The 18,317-nt window shown below is 44.0% G+C and carries 18 protein-coding genes; 9 read left to right on the plus strand and 9 right to left on the minus strand.

Going from position 1 to position 18,317, the window contains the following annotated elements; genetic code table 11:
• The first annotated feature begins 23 nt into the window (after positions 1-23).
• Positions 24-374: a putative quinol monooxygenase gene (locus tag VPNCDNU1_RS19945; RefSeq protein WP_104401956.1), complete on the plus strand. Its 351-nt coding sequence runs from the start codon at positions 24-26 to the stop codon at positions 372-374.
• A 72-nt stretch (positions 375-446) separates the two neighbouring features.
• Here the strand turns inward: VPNCDNU1_RS19945 and dxs are convergent, their stop codons facing one another.
• The 3 genes from dxs to xseB are packed head-to-tail and all read right to left on the minus strand — an operon-like array spanning position 447 to position 3,489.
• Positions 447-2,336 carry a 1-deoxy-D-xylulose-5-phosphate synthase gene (dxs, locus tag VPNCDNU1_RS19950; RefSeq protein WP_104401957.1) on the minus strand — a complete coding sequence of 630 codons (1,890 nt, stop codon included), beginning with the start codon at positions 2,334-2,336 and terminating at the stop codon, positions 447-449.
• Positions 2,337-2,355: 19 nt separating this feature from the next.
• Positions 2,356-3,240: a (2E,6E)-farnesyl diphosphate synthase gene (gene ispA / locus VPNCDNU1_RS19955; RefSeq protein ID WP_104401958.1), complete on the minus strand. Its 885-nt coding sequence runs from the start codon at positions 3,238-3,240 to the stop codon at positions 2,356-2,358.
• Positions 3,241-3,243: 3 nt separating this feature from the next.
• Positions 3,244-3,489 carry an exodeoxyribonuclease VII small subunit gene (gene xseB, locus VPNCDNU1_RS19960; protein WP_104401959.1) on the minus strand — a complete coding sequence of 82 codons (246 nt, stop codon included), beginning with the start codon at positions 3,487-3,489 and terminating at the stop codon, positions 3,244-3,246.
• Between the two features lie 361 nt (positions 3,490-3,850).
• On the opposite strand from xseB, the gene pomA reads away from it, so the two are divergent.
• From pomA to VPNCDNU1_RS19985, 5 genes are all read left to right on the plus strand, one after another.
• On the plus strand, positions 3,851-4,615 hold the full coding sequence (gene pomA, locus VPNCDNU1_RS19965) for a flagellar motor protein PomA (protein WP_104401960.1): 765 nt from the start codon (positions 3,851-3,853) through the stop codon (positions 4,613-4,615).
• Positions 4,616-4,626: 11 nt separating this feature from the next.
• Positions 4,627-5,568, plus strand: coding sequence for a flagellar motor protein MotB (locus VPNCDNU1_RS19970; RefSeq protein WP_104401961.1), 942 nt, complete (start codon positions 4,627-4,629; stop codon positions 5,566-5,568).
• A gap of 129 nt (positions 5,569-5,697) precedes the next feature.
• Complete coding sequence (gene thiI / locus VPNCDNU1_RS19975; protein ID WP_104401962.1) at positions 5,698-7,146, plus strand: tRNA uracil 4-sulfurtransferase ThiI; 1,449 nt, start codon at positions 5,698-5,700, stop codon at positions 7,144-7,146.
• 114 nt (positions 7,147-7,260) lie between these two features.
• Complete coding sequence (locus VPNCDNU1_RS19980) at positions 7,261-7,695, plus strand: DUF805 domain-containing protein (protein ID WP_104401963.1); 435 nt, start codon at positions 7,261-7,263, stop codon at positions 7,693-7,695.
• A 169-nt stretch (positions 7,696-7,864) separates the two neighbouring features.
• Positions 7,865-8,452, plus strand: a complete 588-nt coding sequence (locus VPNCDNU1_RS19985; RefSeq protein WP_104401964.1) for a hypothetical protein — start codon at positions 7,865-7,867, stop codon at positions 8,450-8,452.
• 49 nt (positions 8,453-8,501) lie between these two features.
• On the opposite strand, the gene VPNCDNU1_RS19990 is transcribed toward VPNCDNU1_RS19985, so the two are convergent.
• From VPNCDNU1_RS19990 to VPNCDNU1_RS20015, 6 genes are all read right to left on the minus strand, one after another.
• Positions 8,502-9,464 carry a sugar-binding transcriptional regulator gene (locus VPNCDNU1_RS19990; RefSeq protein ID WP_104401965.1) on the minus strand — a complete coding sequence of 321 codons (963 nt, stop codon included), beginning with the start codon at positions 9,462-9,464 and terminating at the stop codon, positions 8,502-8,504.
• A gap of 28 nt (positions 9,465-9,492) precedes the next feature.
• Entirely contained in the window at positions 9,493-10,290 is a 798-nt protein-coding gene (locus VPNCDNU1_RS19995) for an SDR family NAD(P)-dependent oxidoreductase (protein ID WP_104401966.1), read from the minus strand.
• A gap of 14 nt (positions 10,291-10,304) precedes the next feature.
• The gene (locus tag VPNCDNU1_RS20000) at positions 10,305-11,828 is read right to left on the minus strand and encodes a sugar ABC transporter ATP-binding protein (protein WP_104401967.1); all 1,524 of its coding nucleotides are present in this window, start codon (positions 11,826-11,828) and stop codon (positions 10,305-10,307) included.
• Between the two features lie 15 nt (positions 11,829-11,843).
• Positions 11,844-12,776, minus strand: a complete 933-nt coding sequence (locus tag VPNCDNU1_RS20005) for a sugar ABC transporter substrate-binding protein (RefSeq protein WP_104401968.1) — start codon at positions 12,774-12,776, stop codon at positions 11,844-11,846.
• A 53-nt stretch (positions 12,777-12,829) separates the two neighbouring features.
• A complete protein-coding gene (locus VPNCDNU1_RS20010) occupies positions 12,830-13,819 on the minus strand; it encodes an ABC transporter permease (RefSeq protein ID WP_104401969.1) in 990 nt (329 codons plus the stop codon).
• A gap of 126 nt (positions 13,820-13,945) precedes the next feature.
• Positions 13,946-14,749: a GolD/DthD family dehydrogenase gene (locus VPNCDNU1_RS20015; RefSeq protein WP_104401970.1), complete on the minus strand. Its 804-nt coding sequence runs from the start codon at positions 14,747-14,749 to the stop codon at positions 13,946-13,948.
• 310 nt (positions 14,750-15,059) lie between these two features.
• On the opposite strand from VPNCDNU1_RS20015, the gene VPNCDNU1_RS20020 reads away from it, so the two are divergent.
• From VPNCDNU1_RS20020 to VPNCDNU1_RS20030, 3 genes are read left to right on the plus strand one after another with little or no spacing between them, the layout of a single operon-like run.
• Entirely contained in the window at positions 15,060-15,890 is an 831-nt protein-coding gene (locus VPNCDNU1_RS20020) for a transketolase (protein WP_104401971.1), read from the plus strand.
• 2 nt (positions 15,891-15,892) lie between these two features.
• A complete protein-coding gene (locus VPNCDNU1_RS20025) occupies positions 15,893-16,831 on the plus strand; it encodes a transketolase family protein (RefSeq protein ID WP_201797141.1) in 939 nt (312 codons plus the stop codon).
• A 12-nt stretch (positions 16,832-16,843) separates the two neighbouring features.
• A complete protein-coding gene (locus tag VPNCDNU1_RS20030) occupies positions 16,844-18,316 on the plus strand; it encodes an FGGY family carbohydrate kinase (protein ID WP_104401972.1) in 1,473 nt (490 codons plus the stop codon).
• The last annotated feature ends 1 nt before the right edge of the window (position 18,317 follow it).

The following is an 18,317-nucleotide window of genomic DNA, read 5'->3' on the forward strand; positions in this document are numbered from 1 at the left end:
GTCGTTAAAAAAGGATACCTAACATGTCTAAAAAGGTGTATTGCATCGCTCAGTTTTTACCGAAAGAAGGTAAGCTGGATGAATTGTTCGATGTTCTGTCATCATTGGAGTCTAATACATTAAGAGAAGATGGATGCTTACAGTATATCGTAACGCGCCATATCACTAGCCCATTCGCAGAAGGTGATACTTACCCCATTGCATTTAACGAAATCTGGGAAAGTAACGAAGCGTTTGAAGCACATTGTCAGCGTTTTGAAATTCAAGAGTTTTTTGAAACACACTGTATGGCAGAGAATGGCTTGGTCGAGAAATATAATGTGTGTATATATACTGATGAACCGAACAGATATGATGCACCAAAATTGAAATAACGATAAGCTTATGCGAATAAAAAGGCCGAACTTAGTTCGGCTTTTTTGATGGTTATTTTAAGGCATTAGTGGTTACTTATTCAGGTAGTCGCTTATCGCTAACTCAATACCAGAAGCGTCCAATCCTAGCTCTGCGTGCATTTCTTCTTGCGTCCCTTGCGCGACAAATTGGTCAGGTAAACCAAGGTTTAGCACTGGCACGATTTGTTTACTGCTCATAAGATATTCAACAACGCCAGTACCTGCGCCGCCTGCGATAACGTTTTCTTCTACTGTTACCAGCACGTCGTGTGTGGATGCTAATTCGGAAATCAAAGCTTCATCTAATGGTTTCACGAATCGCATATCAGCCACTGTTGCGTTTAAAGCTTCTGCTGCAGAAAGAGCGCTAGGCAAGAATGTACCGAAACTTAATATGGCAACTTTTGGCTGACTCTCTTGAGCGTCAGTTTGGCGTTGGCGGACAACGCGACCTTTACCAATCTCAAGTGCAACCATCTCTTGTTGAATAGCTGTGCCACACCCACTACCACGAGGGTAACGAACAGCAGATGGCCCCGTGTGTTTGTGTCCGGTGTACAACATCTGGCGGCATTCATTTTCGTCACTAGGCGCCATAATAACCATGTTAGGAATACAGCGCATAAAGCTGAGATCAAACGCACCTTGGTGAGTCTGACCATCTGCACCGACGAGTCCAGCGCGGTCAATGGCGAACAATACCGGCAAATCCATGATAGCGACGTCATGAATCAATTGGTCGTAACCACGTTGCAAAAACGTTGAGTAAATCGCTACGATTGGGTTCTGACCTGCGATGGCCATGCCACTTGCCAGCGTTACTGCGTGTTGTTCAGCAATCGCGACATCAAAATATTGTTTAGGGAATTCCTTAGAGAAGCGAACCATGCCAGAGCCTTCACGCATTGCTGGTGTGATTGCCATTAACTTTGGATCTTGAGCTGCCATGTCACAAATGAAGTCGCCAAATATATTGGAAAATGTTGGCTTTGATGCTTTGGTTTTTGGTTTGTTGTCAGGGTTTAGGAATTGCTTCTGTACCGCGTGGTATCCAATCGGATCTTTCTCGGCTGGCTCGTGACCTTTGCCTTTTTTGGTCATAATGTGTAGGAACTGAGGCCCTTTTAGGCTACGCATGTTTTTCAGCGTCTTAACCAGTTCGTTGACATCGTGGCCATCGACAGGACCAATGTAATTAAAGCCAAGTTCCTCAAATAATGTTCCCGGTACAACCATTCCTTTGAGGTGTTCCTCCGTTCTGCGAACCAATTCTTTAATTGGGGGCAAGCCAGACAGTACTTTTTTACCGCCTTCGCGAATAGAAGTATAAAGGTTACCAGACAATAACTGCGCTAAATGGTTGTTCAGTGCACCGACGTTCTCTGAAATGGACATTTCGTTGTCGTTCAGAATGACCAGCATGTCAGTATGCACATCGCCCGCATGGTTCATTGCTTCAAAAGCCATGCCTGCTGTAATCGCACCATCACCGATAACGCTAACCACTCGTCTGTCTTTGCCTTCTTTTTCTGCGGCGATAGACATTCCCAGTGCTGCACTGATGGACGTTGAGGAGTGACCAACAGACAAGACATCGTATTCACTTTCACCTCGCCAAGGGAAAGGATGAAGCCCACCTTTTTGGCGAATGGTTGGAAGCTTCTCACGGCGACCTGTCAGGATCTTATGGGGGTATGCCTGATGACCAACATCCCAGATCAACTGATCAAATGGAGTGTTATAGACATAGTGCAAAGCAACCGTTAGTTCCACTGTTCCTAAACCGGATGCCAAGTGCCCACTTGATTGGCTGACGGAATTAAGAAGGTACGTTCTCAATTCATCACATAGTGTCGGTAGGCTCTCCTTTGGAAGGAGGCGCAACTCATCAGGTGTATCTGCCAGTGCTAAAGTAGGATATTTTGAAATATCGAGAGTCATAAAATTCAGCGCTTATAGTTTAGTTTTTGCGCTCGACCACATAACGGGCGAACTCTTCAAGTAACTGCGTATTGTAAGGGATGGCTTCTAATGTGCCTAATGCCTCAGTGAGCAGCTCCTGAGCTTTCTTCTGAGCACCTTCCAAACCTAATAGGGAAGGGTAAGTACTCTTGTTTAATTCTTGATCTGAACCTTGAGGTTTCCCCAACGTTTCAGTATCGCTGATGATATCTAAAATATCGTCTTGTACTTGGAAAGCCAGACCGACTAGATCCGCGTATCTTTCCAATTGAGGTAGGACAGTCAGTCCTTTCTCTCCAGCAGCCATTGCGCCCATCTTTATGGCACTTTTTATCAGCGCTGCTGTTTTATTTAGGTGGATGGTTTCAAGTTCTTCGAGTGATACGCTGCGGTTTTCCGCGGCGAGATCGAGCGCTTGTCCCATGCACATCCCGCTTACGCCGGAGGCATTAGCAAGCGTTTGAACCATTTTTATACGGTTAAGTTCTCCGTCAGAACTCAAATTACCTTCTGTAAGAATAGTAAATGCTAGAGTCTGTAGAGCATCGCCCGTCAATATGGCAGTGGCTTCATCAAATTTAATATGACAGGTTGGCTGACCGCGACGAAGTTCGTCATCGTCCATTGCAGGTAAGTCATCATGAATCAAAGAATAGGCGTGGATACACTCGACTGCGCAGGCGGGCGTATCCAAATCTTCGAGCGTACATCCCAGCATTTCACCAGTAATGTAAACGAGATAAGGGCGAGCACGCTTGCCACCCAGCGTTAATCCATGACGCATAGCCTGAATTAGAGGTAACTCTTGATAAGGAAGAGTATCGAGCCATGCATTCAACTGCGCGTTACTGCGGTTTTGATAAGGCGTTAAAGATGCGGACATAAATTAATCTTCAGAATTTGATTCAAATGGCGAAAGTTCGGCTTGATCGTCATCTTGAGTCAGAATGGCAACACGTTGTTCAGCTTCAGATAATTTACCTTGACCTGATCGAGCAAGGAGGATTCCACGTTCAAATTTTTTCAAAGCATCTTCTAGTGCAATATCGCCACTTTCTAACTGCTCAACAATAGAATCCAATTCTGTTAGAGACTCTTCAAAAGTCATGTTTTCTGGTTTTTTGCTTGCCATACGATTTCTGCTATTAAAACGTTGCACGCAAGTTACCCCAGCGATTGCTGTTGGTCAAACTCACGCAAGAGAAAATTTAACAAAAGTGCAGTATATCAGTTTTTATCCTCTATTCGTTATTAACAAATAGTCTCAAATTATGATGGAGACTCTTTTTTGCTCAATTCAGACGTGATCACAACACAAAACGAGAGATTGCCTACAATGTGAATGGGCAGCGAGCGTAGGTAACTTGGTTATACTCTGTTAAAGTTAAAGGAAAATTTGCGCTTGGTATCAGGAAAAGACCTAAATAATACTGAGGTTCTGCCGATAGTTGAACTTAAGCGCACAGTAGAATTTTTAGCATGAGGGGTGCTTTGTGGATTTAGCAACGTTAATTGGATTAATTGGCGGTTTTGCATTCGTCATCATGGCGATGGTTTTAGGGGGAGGCATCGGTATCTTTATCGATACCACTTCCATCTTGATCGTGGTCGGTGGCTCAACCTTCGTTGTATTGATGAAATTTACCATGGGGCAGTTTTTTGGTGCGGCCAAAATCGCCGGTAAAGCTTTCATGTTTAAAGCAGATGAGCCAGAAGAGTTGATCGCTAAGGTTGTTGAAATGGCTGATGCAGCCCGTAAAGGTGGTTTTCTTGCGTTAGAAGAAATGGAAATCACCAGCTCCTTTATGCAAAAAGGTATCGATTTACTCGTCGATGGTCATGATGCTGATGTTGTTCGAGCGACACTCCAAAAAGACATTTCACTCACCGATGAGCGCCATGAGCAAGGAAGAGCCGTGTTTACAGCATTTGGTGATGTTGCGCCGGCCATGGGAATGATTGGTACCTTGGTTGGCTTGGTGGCGATGTTATCCAACATGGATGACCCGAAATCTATCGGCCCTGCAATGGCGGTAGCACTTCTTACAACTCTATACGGTGCTATTCTTTCTAACATGGTGTTTTTCCCAATTGCAGACAAGCTGTCCCTTCGTCGTGAGCAAGAAAAACTGAACCGCCGCTTGATTATGGATGGCGTGTTAGCTATTCAAGACGGTCAAAACCCTCGTGTTATCGACAGCTATTTGAAGAATTACCTTAATGAAAGTAAGCGTGTTCTTGATGTCGATGGCGAGTAAGGTGAACTGAGATGGAAGAAGAAGAGTGCAAATGTCCTCCCCCGGGGCTCCCATTATGGATGGGTACATTCGCTGATTTGATGTCGCTATTGATGTGCTTCTTCGTACTTCTGCTTTCGTTTTCTGAAATGGATGTACTGAAGTTCAAACAGATAGCAGGCTCAATGAAATTTGCGTTTGGTGTTCAAAATCAGCTGGAAGTGAAAGATATCCCTAAAGGGACCAGTGTGATCGCGCAAGAGTTTCGCCCTGGTCGCCCAGAGCCGACACCGATTGATGTGATCATGCAGCAAACCATTGATATGACGCAAAAGACGTTAGAGTTTCATGATGGTGAGTCGGATCGTGCTGGTGGTACAAAACGAGAAGTCGGTAAGCTGACCGGTGGTAAGTCGCCAGATACATCAACAAAGATGAATCAAAATAACGAGTCAGAGCAACAGCAGCAACAAGCCGAATCTCAATCTCAGGAAATGGAAACCATTGTTGAGAGCATAAAAAAAGCGCTGGAAAAAGAAATCGATGAAGGTGCTGTCGAAGTAGAAAATCTCGGGCAACAAATTGTTATTCGTATTCGTGAAAAAGGTGCGTTCCCTGAAGGTTCCGCTTTCTTACAACCTAAATTTCGTCCTTTGGTGCGCCAAGTGGCTGAATTGGTGAAAGATGTACCGGGTATTGTTCGAGTTTCAGGTCACACAGATAACCAGCCGTTAGATTCAGAACTGTATCGTTCAAACTGGGATTTATCTTCTCAACGAGCCGTATCCGTTGCTCATGAAATGGAAAGAGTAAAAGGGTTTGAACATGCTCGCTTACGTGTTCGGGGAATGGCAGACACAGAGCCGCTTGTGAGCAATGACACGCGAGAGGGTAGAATTGAGAACCGCCGCGTTGAAATTAACATCATGCAAGGTAAACCACACTTTAGTGATGAAGTTTCTGCTCAGCAGTAAATGATAGTTCTAAAATGATAAAGGTGAGTTCGACATGAGCTCACCTTTTTTTGTGGGGTTATCTCGGTTATAATCGCGCGCCTCAGAATTGCCTAAGGCAATCCTTTTTCTAACACAGTGAAGAAAGTCATGAAGTTTATTGTTAAACCCCATCCAGAAATTTTTGTTAAAAGTGATTCTGTTCGAAAGCGCTTCACTCGTATTCTGGAATGTAATATTCGCATTGTTATTCAAAAGCACACTGAAAATGTAGCGGTGTTTAACCGTCGTGATCATATTGAGGTGACAGCAAACAGTGACGAACACTACGAAAAGGTGTTAGCAATCCTGACTCAGACTCCGGGTATTCATCATGTATTGGAAGTACTGCAATCAGACTTTGAAGACATGCACGATATCTATGAGCAAGTGCTCGAACTTAACCGCGACAAGCTAGAAGGAAAAACCTTTGTGGTTCGCGCTAAGCGCCGCGGTAAGCATGACTTTACTTCTATTGAGCTTGAGCGCTATGTTGGTGGTGGATTGAACCAAGCAGTCGAAAGTGCTCGCGTTAAACTCAGCAAACCTGACGTTACCGTAAAAATTGAAGTAGCGAACGAAAAGCTCAATCAAGTATTGGCACGTCATAAAGGTTTGGGCGGTTTCCCATTAGGAACGCAAGAAGATGTACTCAGCCTCATTTCTGGTGGTTTCGATTCTGGTGTTTCAAGCTACTTGCATATAAAGCGCGGCTCTAAAACACATTACTGCTTCTTCAACTTAGGTGGACCAGCACACGAGATTGGTGTTAAGCAAGTTGCTCACTATTTGTGGGAAAAATACGGTTCATCGGCCAAAGTAAAATTCATTTCAGTGGATTTTGAACCTGTTGTTGCTGAGATTCTAGAAAAAGTAGATGACGGTCAAATGGGCGTAGTCCTGAAGCGTATGTTTATGCGTGCGGGTGGAATGATTGCCGATAAGTTCGGTATTCAAGCATTGGTCACTGGGGAAGCATTGGGCCAAGTATCTAGCCAAACCCTGACCAATCTAAGACATATCGATATCGTGACAGACACACTGATTCTTCGCCCTCTTATCAACTGGGATAAGGAAGATATCATCAATCTTGCTCGTGATATTGGCACGGAAGACTTCGCGAAAACCATGCCTGAATATTGTGGTGTGATTTCGAAAAAACCGACGGTCAAAGCAATTAAAGAAAAGCTTGAAACGGAAGAAGAGAAGTTTGATTTCTCTATTCTAGAGAAAGTCGTTTACGATTCCCGCGTAATGGATATTCGTGATATTGCGAAAGAAAGCCTCGAACAAGCACCAGAAGTTGAACAGGTAGAAGCTGTTGAGCAAGATGCGGTCGTGCTGGATATTCGTAGTGCAGAGGAAGAGGACGAAAACCCACTAGAGATAGAGGGTGTTGAGGTTGTTCATATTCCTTTCTTTAAGCTGAGCACTAAATTTGGCGACTTAGACCAAACTAAAACCTATTTGCTTTACTGTGATCGAGGTGTAATGAGCCGATTACAAGCTCTTTACCTTCAAGAGCAAGGTTATCAGAATGTTAAGGTATACCGTCCTTAAACTATATTTTTGTTAGCCCATACAAATAAACCACTCTTAGGAGTGGTTTTTTTATGCAACAAGATTACTATTTGTGACCTTCTTGAAATAAATAACAAAATCATGAGGTTGGTTATGAATGAATTTTTAAAAGCATGGAAAAACCCTTTCGACTTCTCAAGTCGTTCGCGTCGCAAAGACTACTGGATGTTTGCATTAATAAACATTTTGGTCAGCCTATTAGTGGCGTTTATCCCGCTCGTTAATGTTGTTTACCCTTTAGCGGTTATTGTCCCCCAGTTTGCTTTGGCAGTTCGCCGTTTGCATGATGTTGGCAAAAGCGGTTGGTGGTTATTGTGTCCTGTACCTGGCGTCGTTGTTGCAGCGTTTGCAGGTTTCGATCAATCGTACGAGATGATGTTCGTTGGTATGGGTATCGCGGCTATTGGTGGTATTGCTCTGTTTGTATTCAGCGTAATGGACAGCCAACCTGGTCCAAATCAGTATGGTGACAATCCAAAAGGGAATTCTGGTGATGGCAATGCAAATCAAGAGACAGTGATTGCATAAATAGCCCCTAGAATACTTACCGCGCACTTAATAACTTCAAGCCCTGCTTCATCAGGGCTTTTTAGGCTCTGAAGAGTTAACTTTATGAAATGGCGTATTAAATATAAATGTATGTGCAAGCCCAAAGGAGTGATAGATTCCTTTCTCATTAATGAGAAGGATGTACATTATGAAAAGGTTTATATCAGGGCTAGCTATCGCGGTTTTTTGTTTTAGTGCGAGTGCTGGCGAGCTTAAAAGTAACACTCAAGATTCAGACAATTTGTTTGGTTTAGGAGCGTTTTGGGGAACAGACTCCAGCTATGATCAAGAATTCAGAGGTGGATTAGAAGCAAGCATCTCATCAATATCTAGCGATGAAACCCCCTTCTTTAGTAGAAAAAGCTTTTTGTTAGCAGCGGACTATCGAAATGGTATCTCTGCTGGTATTAGTTATTCCGGCTTTTGGGAACCCATTCGATATACATCTGGTTCACTTACTATTTCAGCCAATATTGGGGCGGGGCTTTATGTTGGAACAATGCCTGAGTGTTGGGGGCACAATGATCATGAAGAAGATACCAATCACACGGCTGACGTAATTTATAGTGATGAGTCAGGTGATACCTGCCCTATTAGCAAAGTGGCGATAGCAGGCTACCCAGAGTTAGGAGCAAGAATATCTTATGGAGTATTGAGTCTTTCTCCTTTCGTTCGCTACTACGTGGGAGATTCTAACTTTTTAACAAGTGGTGTGAGTTTGGCACTTACGTTTTAAACATCATAGCTCTATGCAATGAATGGTGACAGTAGCGGTGTGGCTTTTGTTAATTGGTATAAAAGTATTCCCATAATAAACGAGCAGTGTTTACATCGGTGATCAATACATCGCAATAGCCACCATTCAAAGCGCCGTCTAGCGCTGCAATTTTTTCTTGTCCACAAGCAAGACCAATAACGTGTGGAACATCTTTCAATTGAGATAGTGAGATGGCCACAACAGGGTCGAGGTTTTCTTCGACTACAGGTTTACCGCGCTTGTCAAAATAATGAAGACAGATATCACCAACTGCCCCTTTGTCTACATAGGTTTGAAGGGTTTCTTTTTCAAAATAATTACCACTATTTTGAAGCATTTCTGACGGCTCAATTTGCCCGATTCCAACTAGGGCAATATCGATCTTAGGAAAGGTTTCGAACACTTCTTTGATTTCAGGATCTTGAAGAATCTTCTCTTTTGCCTCATAAGATCGCTCGATGCTTTGTGCTGGTAAAAGGTGTGCAGAAGCATTCAAAAGATTAGCCAAGCGCTGAGTGAGGTAAGTTGCCTGAAAGGCACCATTGTTTCCCACTCCCCCCATTAACTGGACCACTTCTTTTACTTTTGAGCGTGCAAAATGCATGTTATCGACCATGGCAGAAATGGTGGTACTCCATGAGGAAATACCTAAAATATCATTCTTTCTTAGGATCGACTCTAAATAGTGTGCGGCAGCGCTACCGACCAGAGATTTGGTGTAAGCTGCGGAAGATTCCACAGGCGTGTCCACCACTATGACTTGTTTGAGATCGTAATGACGTTGAATTTTCAGTTCTAAATCCAGATGAACCCCGGGTGGCTGGATAATACTGATTTTAACAAACCCTTCCTTTTGAGCCCGATTGATTGCTCGGGATACATAAGATTGAGACACTCTGAGTTTCTTGGCAATTTCTTGCTGCTTGAGTTCGTCTTTGAAGTAAAGGTTTGCAATTTTCAGTACGGATCTGAGTTCATCAAGCTCTGACATTTCCGGGGACTCACCTATATTGAGTGGATTAATTCATTGCCATGCCGCCACAGACATTGAGCGCTTGCCCTGTAATATAGCCTGTTTCGTCAGAGGCAAAAAATGCGATGGCATTCGCCACATCTTGTGGTGTGCCAGCTCTTTTCAAGGGAATATTGCTGACCCATTCCTCGATCAACTCTCCCTCTTGATAGGTTTTATCAGGAGTCGAAAGCATTTCACCCCATACTTTATCATTATATTTCCACATGTCACTCTCAATGATACCAGGGCAAACCGAGTTTACAGTGATGTTTTTCGTTGCCAATTCAAGTGCTAAAGATTGGGTAACGCCAATGACACCCATTTTGCTTGCGGCATAGTGGGGAGTGTAGATAAAGCCATTTCTGCCTTGCAAAGAAGAGGTGTTGACAATGCGACCTCCACCTTGATTTGCCATGTATTTTGCAGCTTCTCGGCTGCATAACCAAACCCCAGTAGTATTGACATGAAGTACGTTGTTGAACTCTTCATGGGTCATTTCATCGAAAGGTTTAATAGTGATGATACCAGCGTTGTGAATGCTTATATCAATGGCGGAAAAGGTGTCGAAAGCAAAGCGAAATAAATCTCTAACTTGCTGCTCAGAAGAGATATCAACCACCTTAGATTCAACACGAGAACCTGAAAATTTTTGGCGGATCTGACGTGCCGTGTCGTGAATGATCTCGTCATTAGAAGCAATGACCAAATCCGCACCTTTGGAGGCAAAATGTTCAGCAATGCCTTTACCTATACCCTTGCAAGCACCAGTGATAACAACACTTTTGTTTTTAAATTGACTCATTGAAAATTTCCTTATTATTGTGTAGCAAGCGCCATAACGGAGACTTGGTTGGCTTCTTTAGCCTCCAAAATACCTTGCTGTTCACCGTGCGCTAGTACCATGATTCGATCAGATAAACCAAGCACTTCGTCTAAGTCTGAACTGACTATGATCACTGCCATCCCTTGTTGAGCTAACTCTGATATCACGTCGTAGATTGCTGCTCGCGCACCCACATCTATACCTCTGGTGGGCTCATCCAAGATAAATACTTTCGGGTTGCGTGCGATCCATTTGGCTATGATGACTTTTTGCTGGTTACCACCGGATAAATCGGAGACTTTCTGGTGAATTTGGCCTTTGACCCCCATTTTATCAATCGTTTCCTGTGCAAAATCCGCCATGTTTTTTGGGTTGATCCAGCCACCTGAGCTGAATTGGTCGAAATTGCCATAAGCGACATTGTCACAAATGGAGTCTTCCAAAATGACGCCTTGAATTTTCCTATCTTCGGGAACCAAAACAATTCCTTTATCAATGGCGTCTTTAGGAGTAGAAATGTTAACTTGAGCACCATCGAGCAAAACCCTTCCAGATTGGGTAGGGTCCGCACCCGATATGGCTCTGACGAGTTCTGTTCGACCCGCACCCACAATGCCGGCGATCCCAAAAATTTCCCCTTTGTTAACTGAAAAGTTGATGTCTTGAAATTCTTTGGTAGCTGAGTTCAGGCTCTGAACCTCGATAACCGGTGAACCGATCTGGTGGATTCGTTCTGGGAAGACTCTATCGATACTTCGACCAACCATCTCACTGACCAATTGTTTGACTGGGACATCTGCATGAGTGTGGTTCGCCACTTGGCTTCCATCCCTCAATACCACGATGCGATCAGCGATTTGAGCTATTTCTTCTAGTCGATGGCTTATGTAGATGAAAGAAACGCCTTCATTTTTTAGATGCCGGATCTGCTCGAACAAACGTTCTGTTTCTTCTCCTCCAAGCGCGGCCGTGGGTTCATCAAGGATCAGCAGCTTGGCATTAAGTGTTAGCGCTTTGGCGATTTCCACTTGTTGTTGAGCGGCAACTTTGAGATCTTTGACCAACATGTTGGCGGATACGTCCAGCCCGAGCCTCTCAAGTTGAACATTAGCAGCTTCTACCATAGCGTCTTGATTGACGAGACCGTTGCGAACAATGGTTCTTCCAAGAAAAACGTTTTCCGCTATGCTTAAGTCGGGTAGTAAACGAATCTCCTGATGTATCAAGCCTATACCTGAATCCAGTGCATCTGCGGGGGAAGTCGGAGAGTAAGGTTTACCCTGCCAGATCATTTCCCCTGAACTGGGTTTAATGACTCCAGCTATAATGGAAGACAGGGTGGATTTTCCCGCTCCATTTTCTCCTAGTAAAGACACTACTTCACCGGGTTTTACTGTAAGGTTAACATCTGAAAGTACTTCAATGTTTCCGTACTTTTTCCCAGCCCCCTTAACCATAAGCCCACGGTCAGGTGAGCTTATGGCAGAGGCGGAAGTTTGATCAAATTCTGACTTCATACTTCCTGCCTTTTATTAAGGGTGAACTTTGATGAATTGATCAACGTTTTCTTTTACGGTTAACGTAGCACCTTGTAACTGAGTTTTTGGCACGTATAGACCGTCTTTCAAGTCAAGTGCAGAGCGGACAGCTAAGCGACCCATGAATTGAGTTTGTTGAGTCATTGTAGCTGCAAGAATGCCTTTCTTAACTGCTTCTAATCCTGCAGCATCTCCGTCGAATCCAACGACAACCACGTCATGATCTAGATTAGCCACTTTAACTGCTTGTGCTGCACCCAGTGCTAACGCATCAGCTCGACCAAAGAAAACCGTGATATTGGGATCGCGCTGCAGCATGTCTTGTGCGATGGAGAAACCTTCGTCTTGCATCCACGCTTTGCTGGCTTGTTTAGTTACAACGTTCAGATCTGGGTGCTCGGCGATGGCTTCGTTGAACCCGCGATTACGGTCGATTTCAGGCGTTGTACCAATCTGACCTTGAACTACTCCAATGCGACCTTTTCCACCAGTGATTTTAGCAACGTATTCACCCAACACTTTGGCAGCAGCAACACTATCAGTTGCGATAAAAGTATCACCTGGTGCACTTTCTGGATTTCTATCGACTGTGACAACAGGAATACCCGCGTTGCGTGCAGCCTTTACAGGTACACTTGCTGCCGTTGCACCAGCTGGGATGTAAATGATGGCATCCACTTTACGAGTGATCAGATCTTGAATCTGGCTCACTTGGGTCGCAGAATCTCCGCGAGCATCTACTACAATCACCTTGGCTCCAACTCGCTTACCTTCTGCTTCGACAGATTGTTTGATCTGGTTAAAAAAATCAGCCTGAAGGTTGGCAACTGCTAACCCTATGGTTGTTTCTGCCCATGCAGCATTTGCAACCAAAGTGGCGGATAATATCACTGCACCTTGCAGCCATTGTTTCACTTGCTTAAACATGTAACTCTCCTTGTTGTCATTACTTACCTCGCAACAGTTGCAAGGGTTTGGGTTTAAGAGGACTTTCTGCCAAGTGTGTCGAAAGCGACCGCTATCGCTATAACGATGCCGATGACTACTTGTTGAAAGAAAGGTGAGATGCCCAGTAGGTTTAGCCCGTTTCTCAGCACCCCAATAATCAACACGCCCACAACAGTACCTATGATGGCTCCGCGTCCTCCTTTGAGACTTGCTCCGCCAATCACAACAGCGGCAATAGTATCGAGTTCATACGCAATACCAGCGCTGGGTTGGGAAGAGTCTAGCCTTGCAGCTAATGTCATTGCTGCAATACCAGCCAACAGCCCTGAAGCGACGTAGACCAAGATGGTTTGCTTGTGCACATTTATTCCTGCTAACCTCGCGACCTCTTCATTGCCGCCGATAGCGTAAAGATTTCTGCCATTAGCGCGATATTTGAGATAGAGCCCTGCGATCAATGTAAGAAGAATAAAAATGCCCATTGTGATAGTGAACACTTCGAAGTAGCGAATTGTAGATAAGCCTGTAAACCAGTCGGGATAACCGACAACCTGGCGGCCATCGGTTAGGATGTTGGCGATACCGCGAGCGATAGACATCATGGCCAAAGTGGCGATAAAAGCTGGAAGCTTGGCGACGGAAATCAGAAGCCCTGATGCTAATCCGCATAATCCGCCAGCTAATACACCTAGAAGAATCGACAACTCGATGGGCAAGCCAAGGTGACGTTCTAGGAAACCCATCGTCATCATGGAGAGGGCGAGAATTGAGCCGACAGATAAATCAATGCCACCAATAATGATGACGGCAGTCATACCTATTGCCAGAATACCTAATACGGTGATCTGGTCGAGGATATTGAGTGCATTTCTCAGGGTGAAAAAATACTCTGAAGAGAATGCGAAACCGATACAAATCAAAACCAATCCGATGAAAGGTCCAAATGCCGGGTTCGACATGATTCTCTGCTGAATGGGAATATTCACTTTAGCGCGACCCACGTTTACCTCCGATATGTCCATAATGTTTTTCGTTCCTTCTTTTAATACTAGGTAATTTTGGTCTTCTTGATGAGTTAGAGTTCTCTCTAACTTACTGTCCTAAAAACGCGTTTTATTCTGAACCTTTGGTTTTACTTTCGTTGCTAATTAATAGATGGTGAATCCGCCATCTATCATCAAATCCTCACCAGTGATCATGTCACTACCATTGCTTGAGAAAAATAGAATGGCAGCAGCAATTTCGTCGGTGTAGGCGAAACGACCCATTGGAATTTTCTGTTTCATGAGCTCGCCTTTCTCTCCTTGCCAAGCCTTTTCACCCATAGGCGTCAGCACGACAGTCGGTGAGATAGTGTTCACATTAATGTTGTGCTTAGCCCACTCCAATGCCAGCACCTTCGTCATTCCTATCAGTCCCGCTTTTGCGGAGGTATATGCAACATGACTTTCTATGGCTATCGTGGCTGCTTGTGATGCGATATTGATGATTTTTCCACCAGATTCATTATGGATAAATATATTGGCTGCGGCTTTTGCGCATAAGAATGAGCCAGTCAGGTTCACATCTATTTGTTTCTGCCATTCGTTAATGGTGACTTCTAATGCTGGCTGTAACATTACATAGCCCGCACAGTTAACCAGACCGTCTAACTTGCCATGCACTTCTAGTATTTGTTCGAAGGTTTCATCCACCTGATCACTTTGAGTGATATCGCAACAATGAAATGACACCGAGTCCGCCGCGATGGCATTGAGTTCCTCGCTTACTTCAGAGACGCGATCCCGCTCAAAAGGTGGGTAGATCACTGCAACTTTGGCACCTTTTTCCAGATAGATACGATTAGTTGCCATGGCGATACCACCTAACCCTCCAGTAACTGCCATCACTTTTCCTTCAAGTGAAAAAGAATTGTCTACTCCGTATCTCAGGTTTACATCATAGCGAGTCATTCGGGTATCCTTTGAATAAATAATTTGTAATGAATATATATTGTATTGATGTTTGTATGAGCAACAGTTTTTTGTGGTTAAATTTTGATCACTATCACTCAGTCTTATTTAACTTATTGAAATATAAGTTAATGATTTTGATTGTTGATTTTTTAAATATTTTGCAATTAGTAAGTCTTTGATTAGTAAGAAGTGAATAGGCCTTTCTAAGTATTGATTAAAGGATGAGTGAAAAAACCTTGTTGATATTTATTTTGTTATGAATATATATTTAAAGCTGAATATGGAATTTCAATAGAAGGAGTGAGTCATGAACATGTATCAGCTTAATGCTGAACAGATTAAGGAGAAGGCTCGGCTAATCAGGCGACGAATTATCCTGCTCAATGCAAATAGCCCTGCTGGCGGACATACTGGCGCTGATTTGTCTCAGGTGGAAATTGTGACCAGCCTTTATTTCAATGTACTTAACGTGTCTCCTGAACGAGTCAATGACCCAGATAGGGATATTTATATTCAGGGGAAAGGGCATGCTGTAGGTGGCTATTATTGCATTTTGGCAGAAGCCGGATTTATTCCTGAGCAGGCACTGGACACATATCAACATTGTGACTCTATGCTACCGGGACATCCAGTTAGACAAAAAACACCGGGTGTTGAACTCAATACCGGTGCTTTGGGGCATGGGTTACCTGTTGCAGTGGGGATTGCATTGGCCGCAAAGCTATCTGGCAGTAAACGTAAAGTGTTTGTTGTGTGTGGTGATGGTGAACTTGCGGAAGGCAGTATTTATGAAGCAGCGTTAGTCGCAGCAAAATACAAGTTGGATAACCTGATTGTGATCATCGATCACAACAAGCTCCAGTTAGCGGGTCGCACAAGTGAAATTATGCCTACAGACCCGCTTGAAGATAAATGGAAAGCGTTTAACTGGGACGTGTCTGATTGCAATGGTAATGACGCTGAGGAATGTCTGAATGCGTTTTCTAAAGTAGATTACGACAATGGAAAACCTCACGTCATTATTGCGCATACCTTGAAAGGGTATGGGATCAGTTTTATTCAGGATGCAGCGGAATGGCATCACCGGGTACCAAAAGGTGACGAGATTGAGCTCGCGTTAGCAGAGTTGGAGGCATGATTATGGAAAAGAAACATTTAGCGAATGTCATGATCGAGCAATTCACGCAAGCGGTCGAAAATGGTGTTGATCTGATTGCCGTTGTTGCGGACTCAACATCCACATCAAAAATTTCCCCATTTATGTCGGCATACCCTGAGAGAGTCATCAACGTGGGTATTGCTGAACAAGCACTTGTGAGTACTGCCGCAGGGTTGGCACTTGGGGGGAAAGTGGTCGTCACGTGTAACGCAGCACCTTTTCTGGTTTCTCGGGCAAATGAACAAATTAAAATAGATGTTTGTTACAACGATACCAATGTAAAGATGTTTGGGCTTAACTCAGGTGCCAGTTACGGACCTCTGGCAAGTACACACCATTCCATTGACGATATATCTGTTATGCGCGGATTTGGTCGGTTAGAAATTTTTGCACCGAGTGATCCTATTGAGTGTGAACAAATCATTCAGTATGCAATGAACAAAGTCGGACCGGTCTATATTCGAATGGATGGCAAGCCTCTTCCAACGCTTCACAATGAAGACTATCGGTTTATACCCGGAAAAGTAGACGTATTGAAACACGGTGAAAGGGTGTCATTGATTGCGTTAGGTTCCACTGTGCATGAAGCTTATGAAGCTTCTGAACGATTGATATCGGAAGGTATCAATATCAATGTGATCAGTTTGTCTTCCATCCGTCCTCTCAATAAAGCTGAACTGATTGAAGCCATCGGTCAGACGTCATTTGTGATTTCAGTAGAGGAACACAATGTAAATGGTGGGGTCGGAGCATTAGTATCAGAGACTCTGGCTGAGCATGGCTCAAGTGCACGGTTAATACGATTAGGTATCAACGATGGCGAATATGCCATTGCTGCCAATCGGGAAGATATGCGTGCGCATCACGGGATAGATGCTGACTCAATCTATACTCTAGTTAAAAACCTGATTGATTCTTAAAAGCGGGGTGACATGGAAAAGTACATTCTTGCCATTGATGAAGGCACAACCAATGCAAAAGCACTGCTCGTCAATCAGAAGGGGGAAATTGTTTTTAAGGATTCGCGTGCGCTCAGTGTTTCTCACCCACAAGCGGATTGGTCGGAACAGGATCCACGGGCGATATGGGAGGCTGTAGTTTCTCTGCTGCAATCTTGTACTCAATATTCCTCTCCAGAAGCCATTGCTGCGATTGCGATTAGCAATCAACGCGAATCGGTGATTATTTGGGATCGTGAGTCCGGAGAGGCAGTTACGCCACTTATTTCTTGGCAGTGTCGACGCTCTGTACCATTTTGCCAATCGCTTAAAGAAAGTAATATTGAATCATTATTGATTGAGAAAACTGGGTTGATGATTGACCCTCTTTTCCCCGCAGCTAAGATCAACTGGCTATTAAAAAATATCCCCAATGGTTTTGAAAATGCACAGGCTGGGCATTATTGTGTGGGCACTGTAGACACGTGGTTACTGTGGAAATTGACTGGTAATAAGGAATTCGCGACAGACAGTTCAAATGCGTCGCGAACCCAGCTATTCAATCTCAATACTCAAGAATGGGACCAAGCGTTGTTGGACATATTCGAGGTGCCTGCCTCATTGTTACCTAAAGTGAACCCATCTTCCTGTATTCATGGAGAAACGCTTAATGTTGACGGATTTCCTAATGGTATTTCCATTGCATCAATGATTGGTGATTCACACGCAGCATTATATGGGCATAAAGGGTTTGAAGAAGGGGATGTAAAGGCAACCTTTGGTACTGGATCCTCACTTATGTCCGTAACCAATATCAGTAAAAAGCCGGAACATGGTCTCACCAAAACCATCGCTTGGGCAGATAACTATGGCGTTTGCCAAGCGTTAGAAGGAAACATCACTCATTCAGGATCTGCTTTAGATTGGGTTTGCTCAATCATTGGTGACATTCCTCAAGATTCGTTGAATAACATCGAAGTAACAGCACCATCTAATGGTGGTGTCTATTTTGTGCCTGCGCTATCAGGGCTTGGAGCACCACACTGGCGAACCGATGTGAAGGCCACGTTTTCTGGGATAGATATCAGTACAACCAAATATCAGCTACTTCGAGCGGGTCTAGAGTCAATCGCGTATCAAGTAAAAGATATTTTGGATGCTATCGAACAAGATACGAATCAACAAGTGAATAAAGTGATGGTAGATGGGGGGCCGACCGCTAATGCGTGGCTAATGCAGTTTTTAAGTAATCTGATTCAAAAGCCTGTTATTCGTAACATGGATGCAGAAGTGTCTGCCATTGGTGCTGCCTTTCTCGCTGGCCAAGCGATAGGATGGTGGGAAAACCATGAAAGCTTGAAAGCGCTTGATCATCCAGTTCAATCTTTTTATCCGAAAGTAGGAGCAGAGAAAGCTGAAGATTGGTATGCAGGTTGGAAAGCGGCGCTGGATCGCACACTTTTATAGA

This window comes from Vibrio penaeicida (assembly GCF_002933855.1).
Lineage (GTDB): Bacteria > Pseudomonadota > Gammaproteobacteria > Enterobacterales > Vibrionaceae > Vibrio > Vibrio penaeicida_A.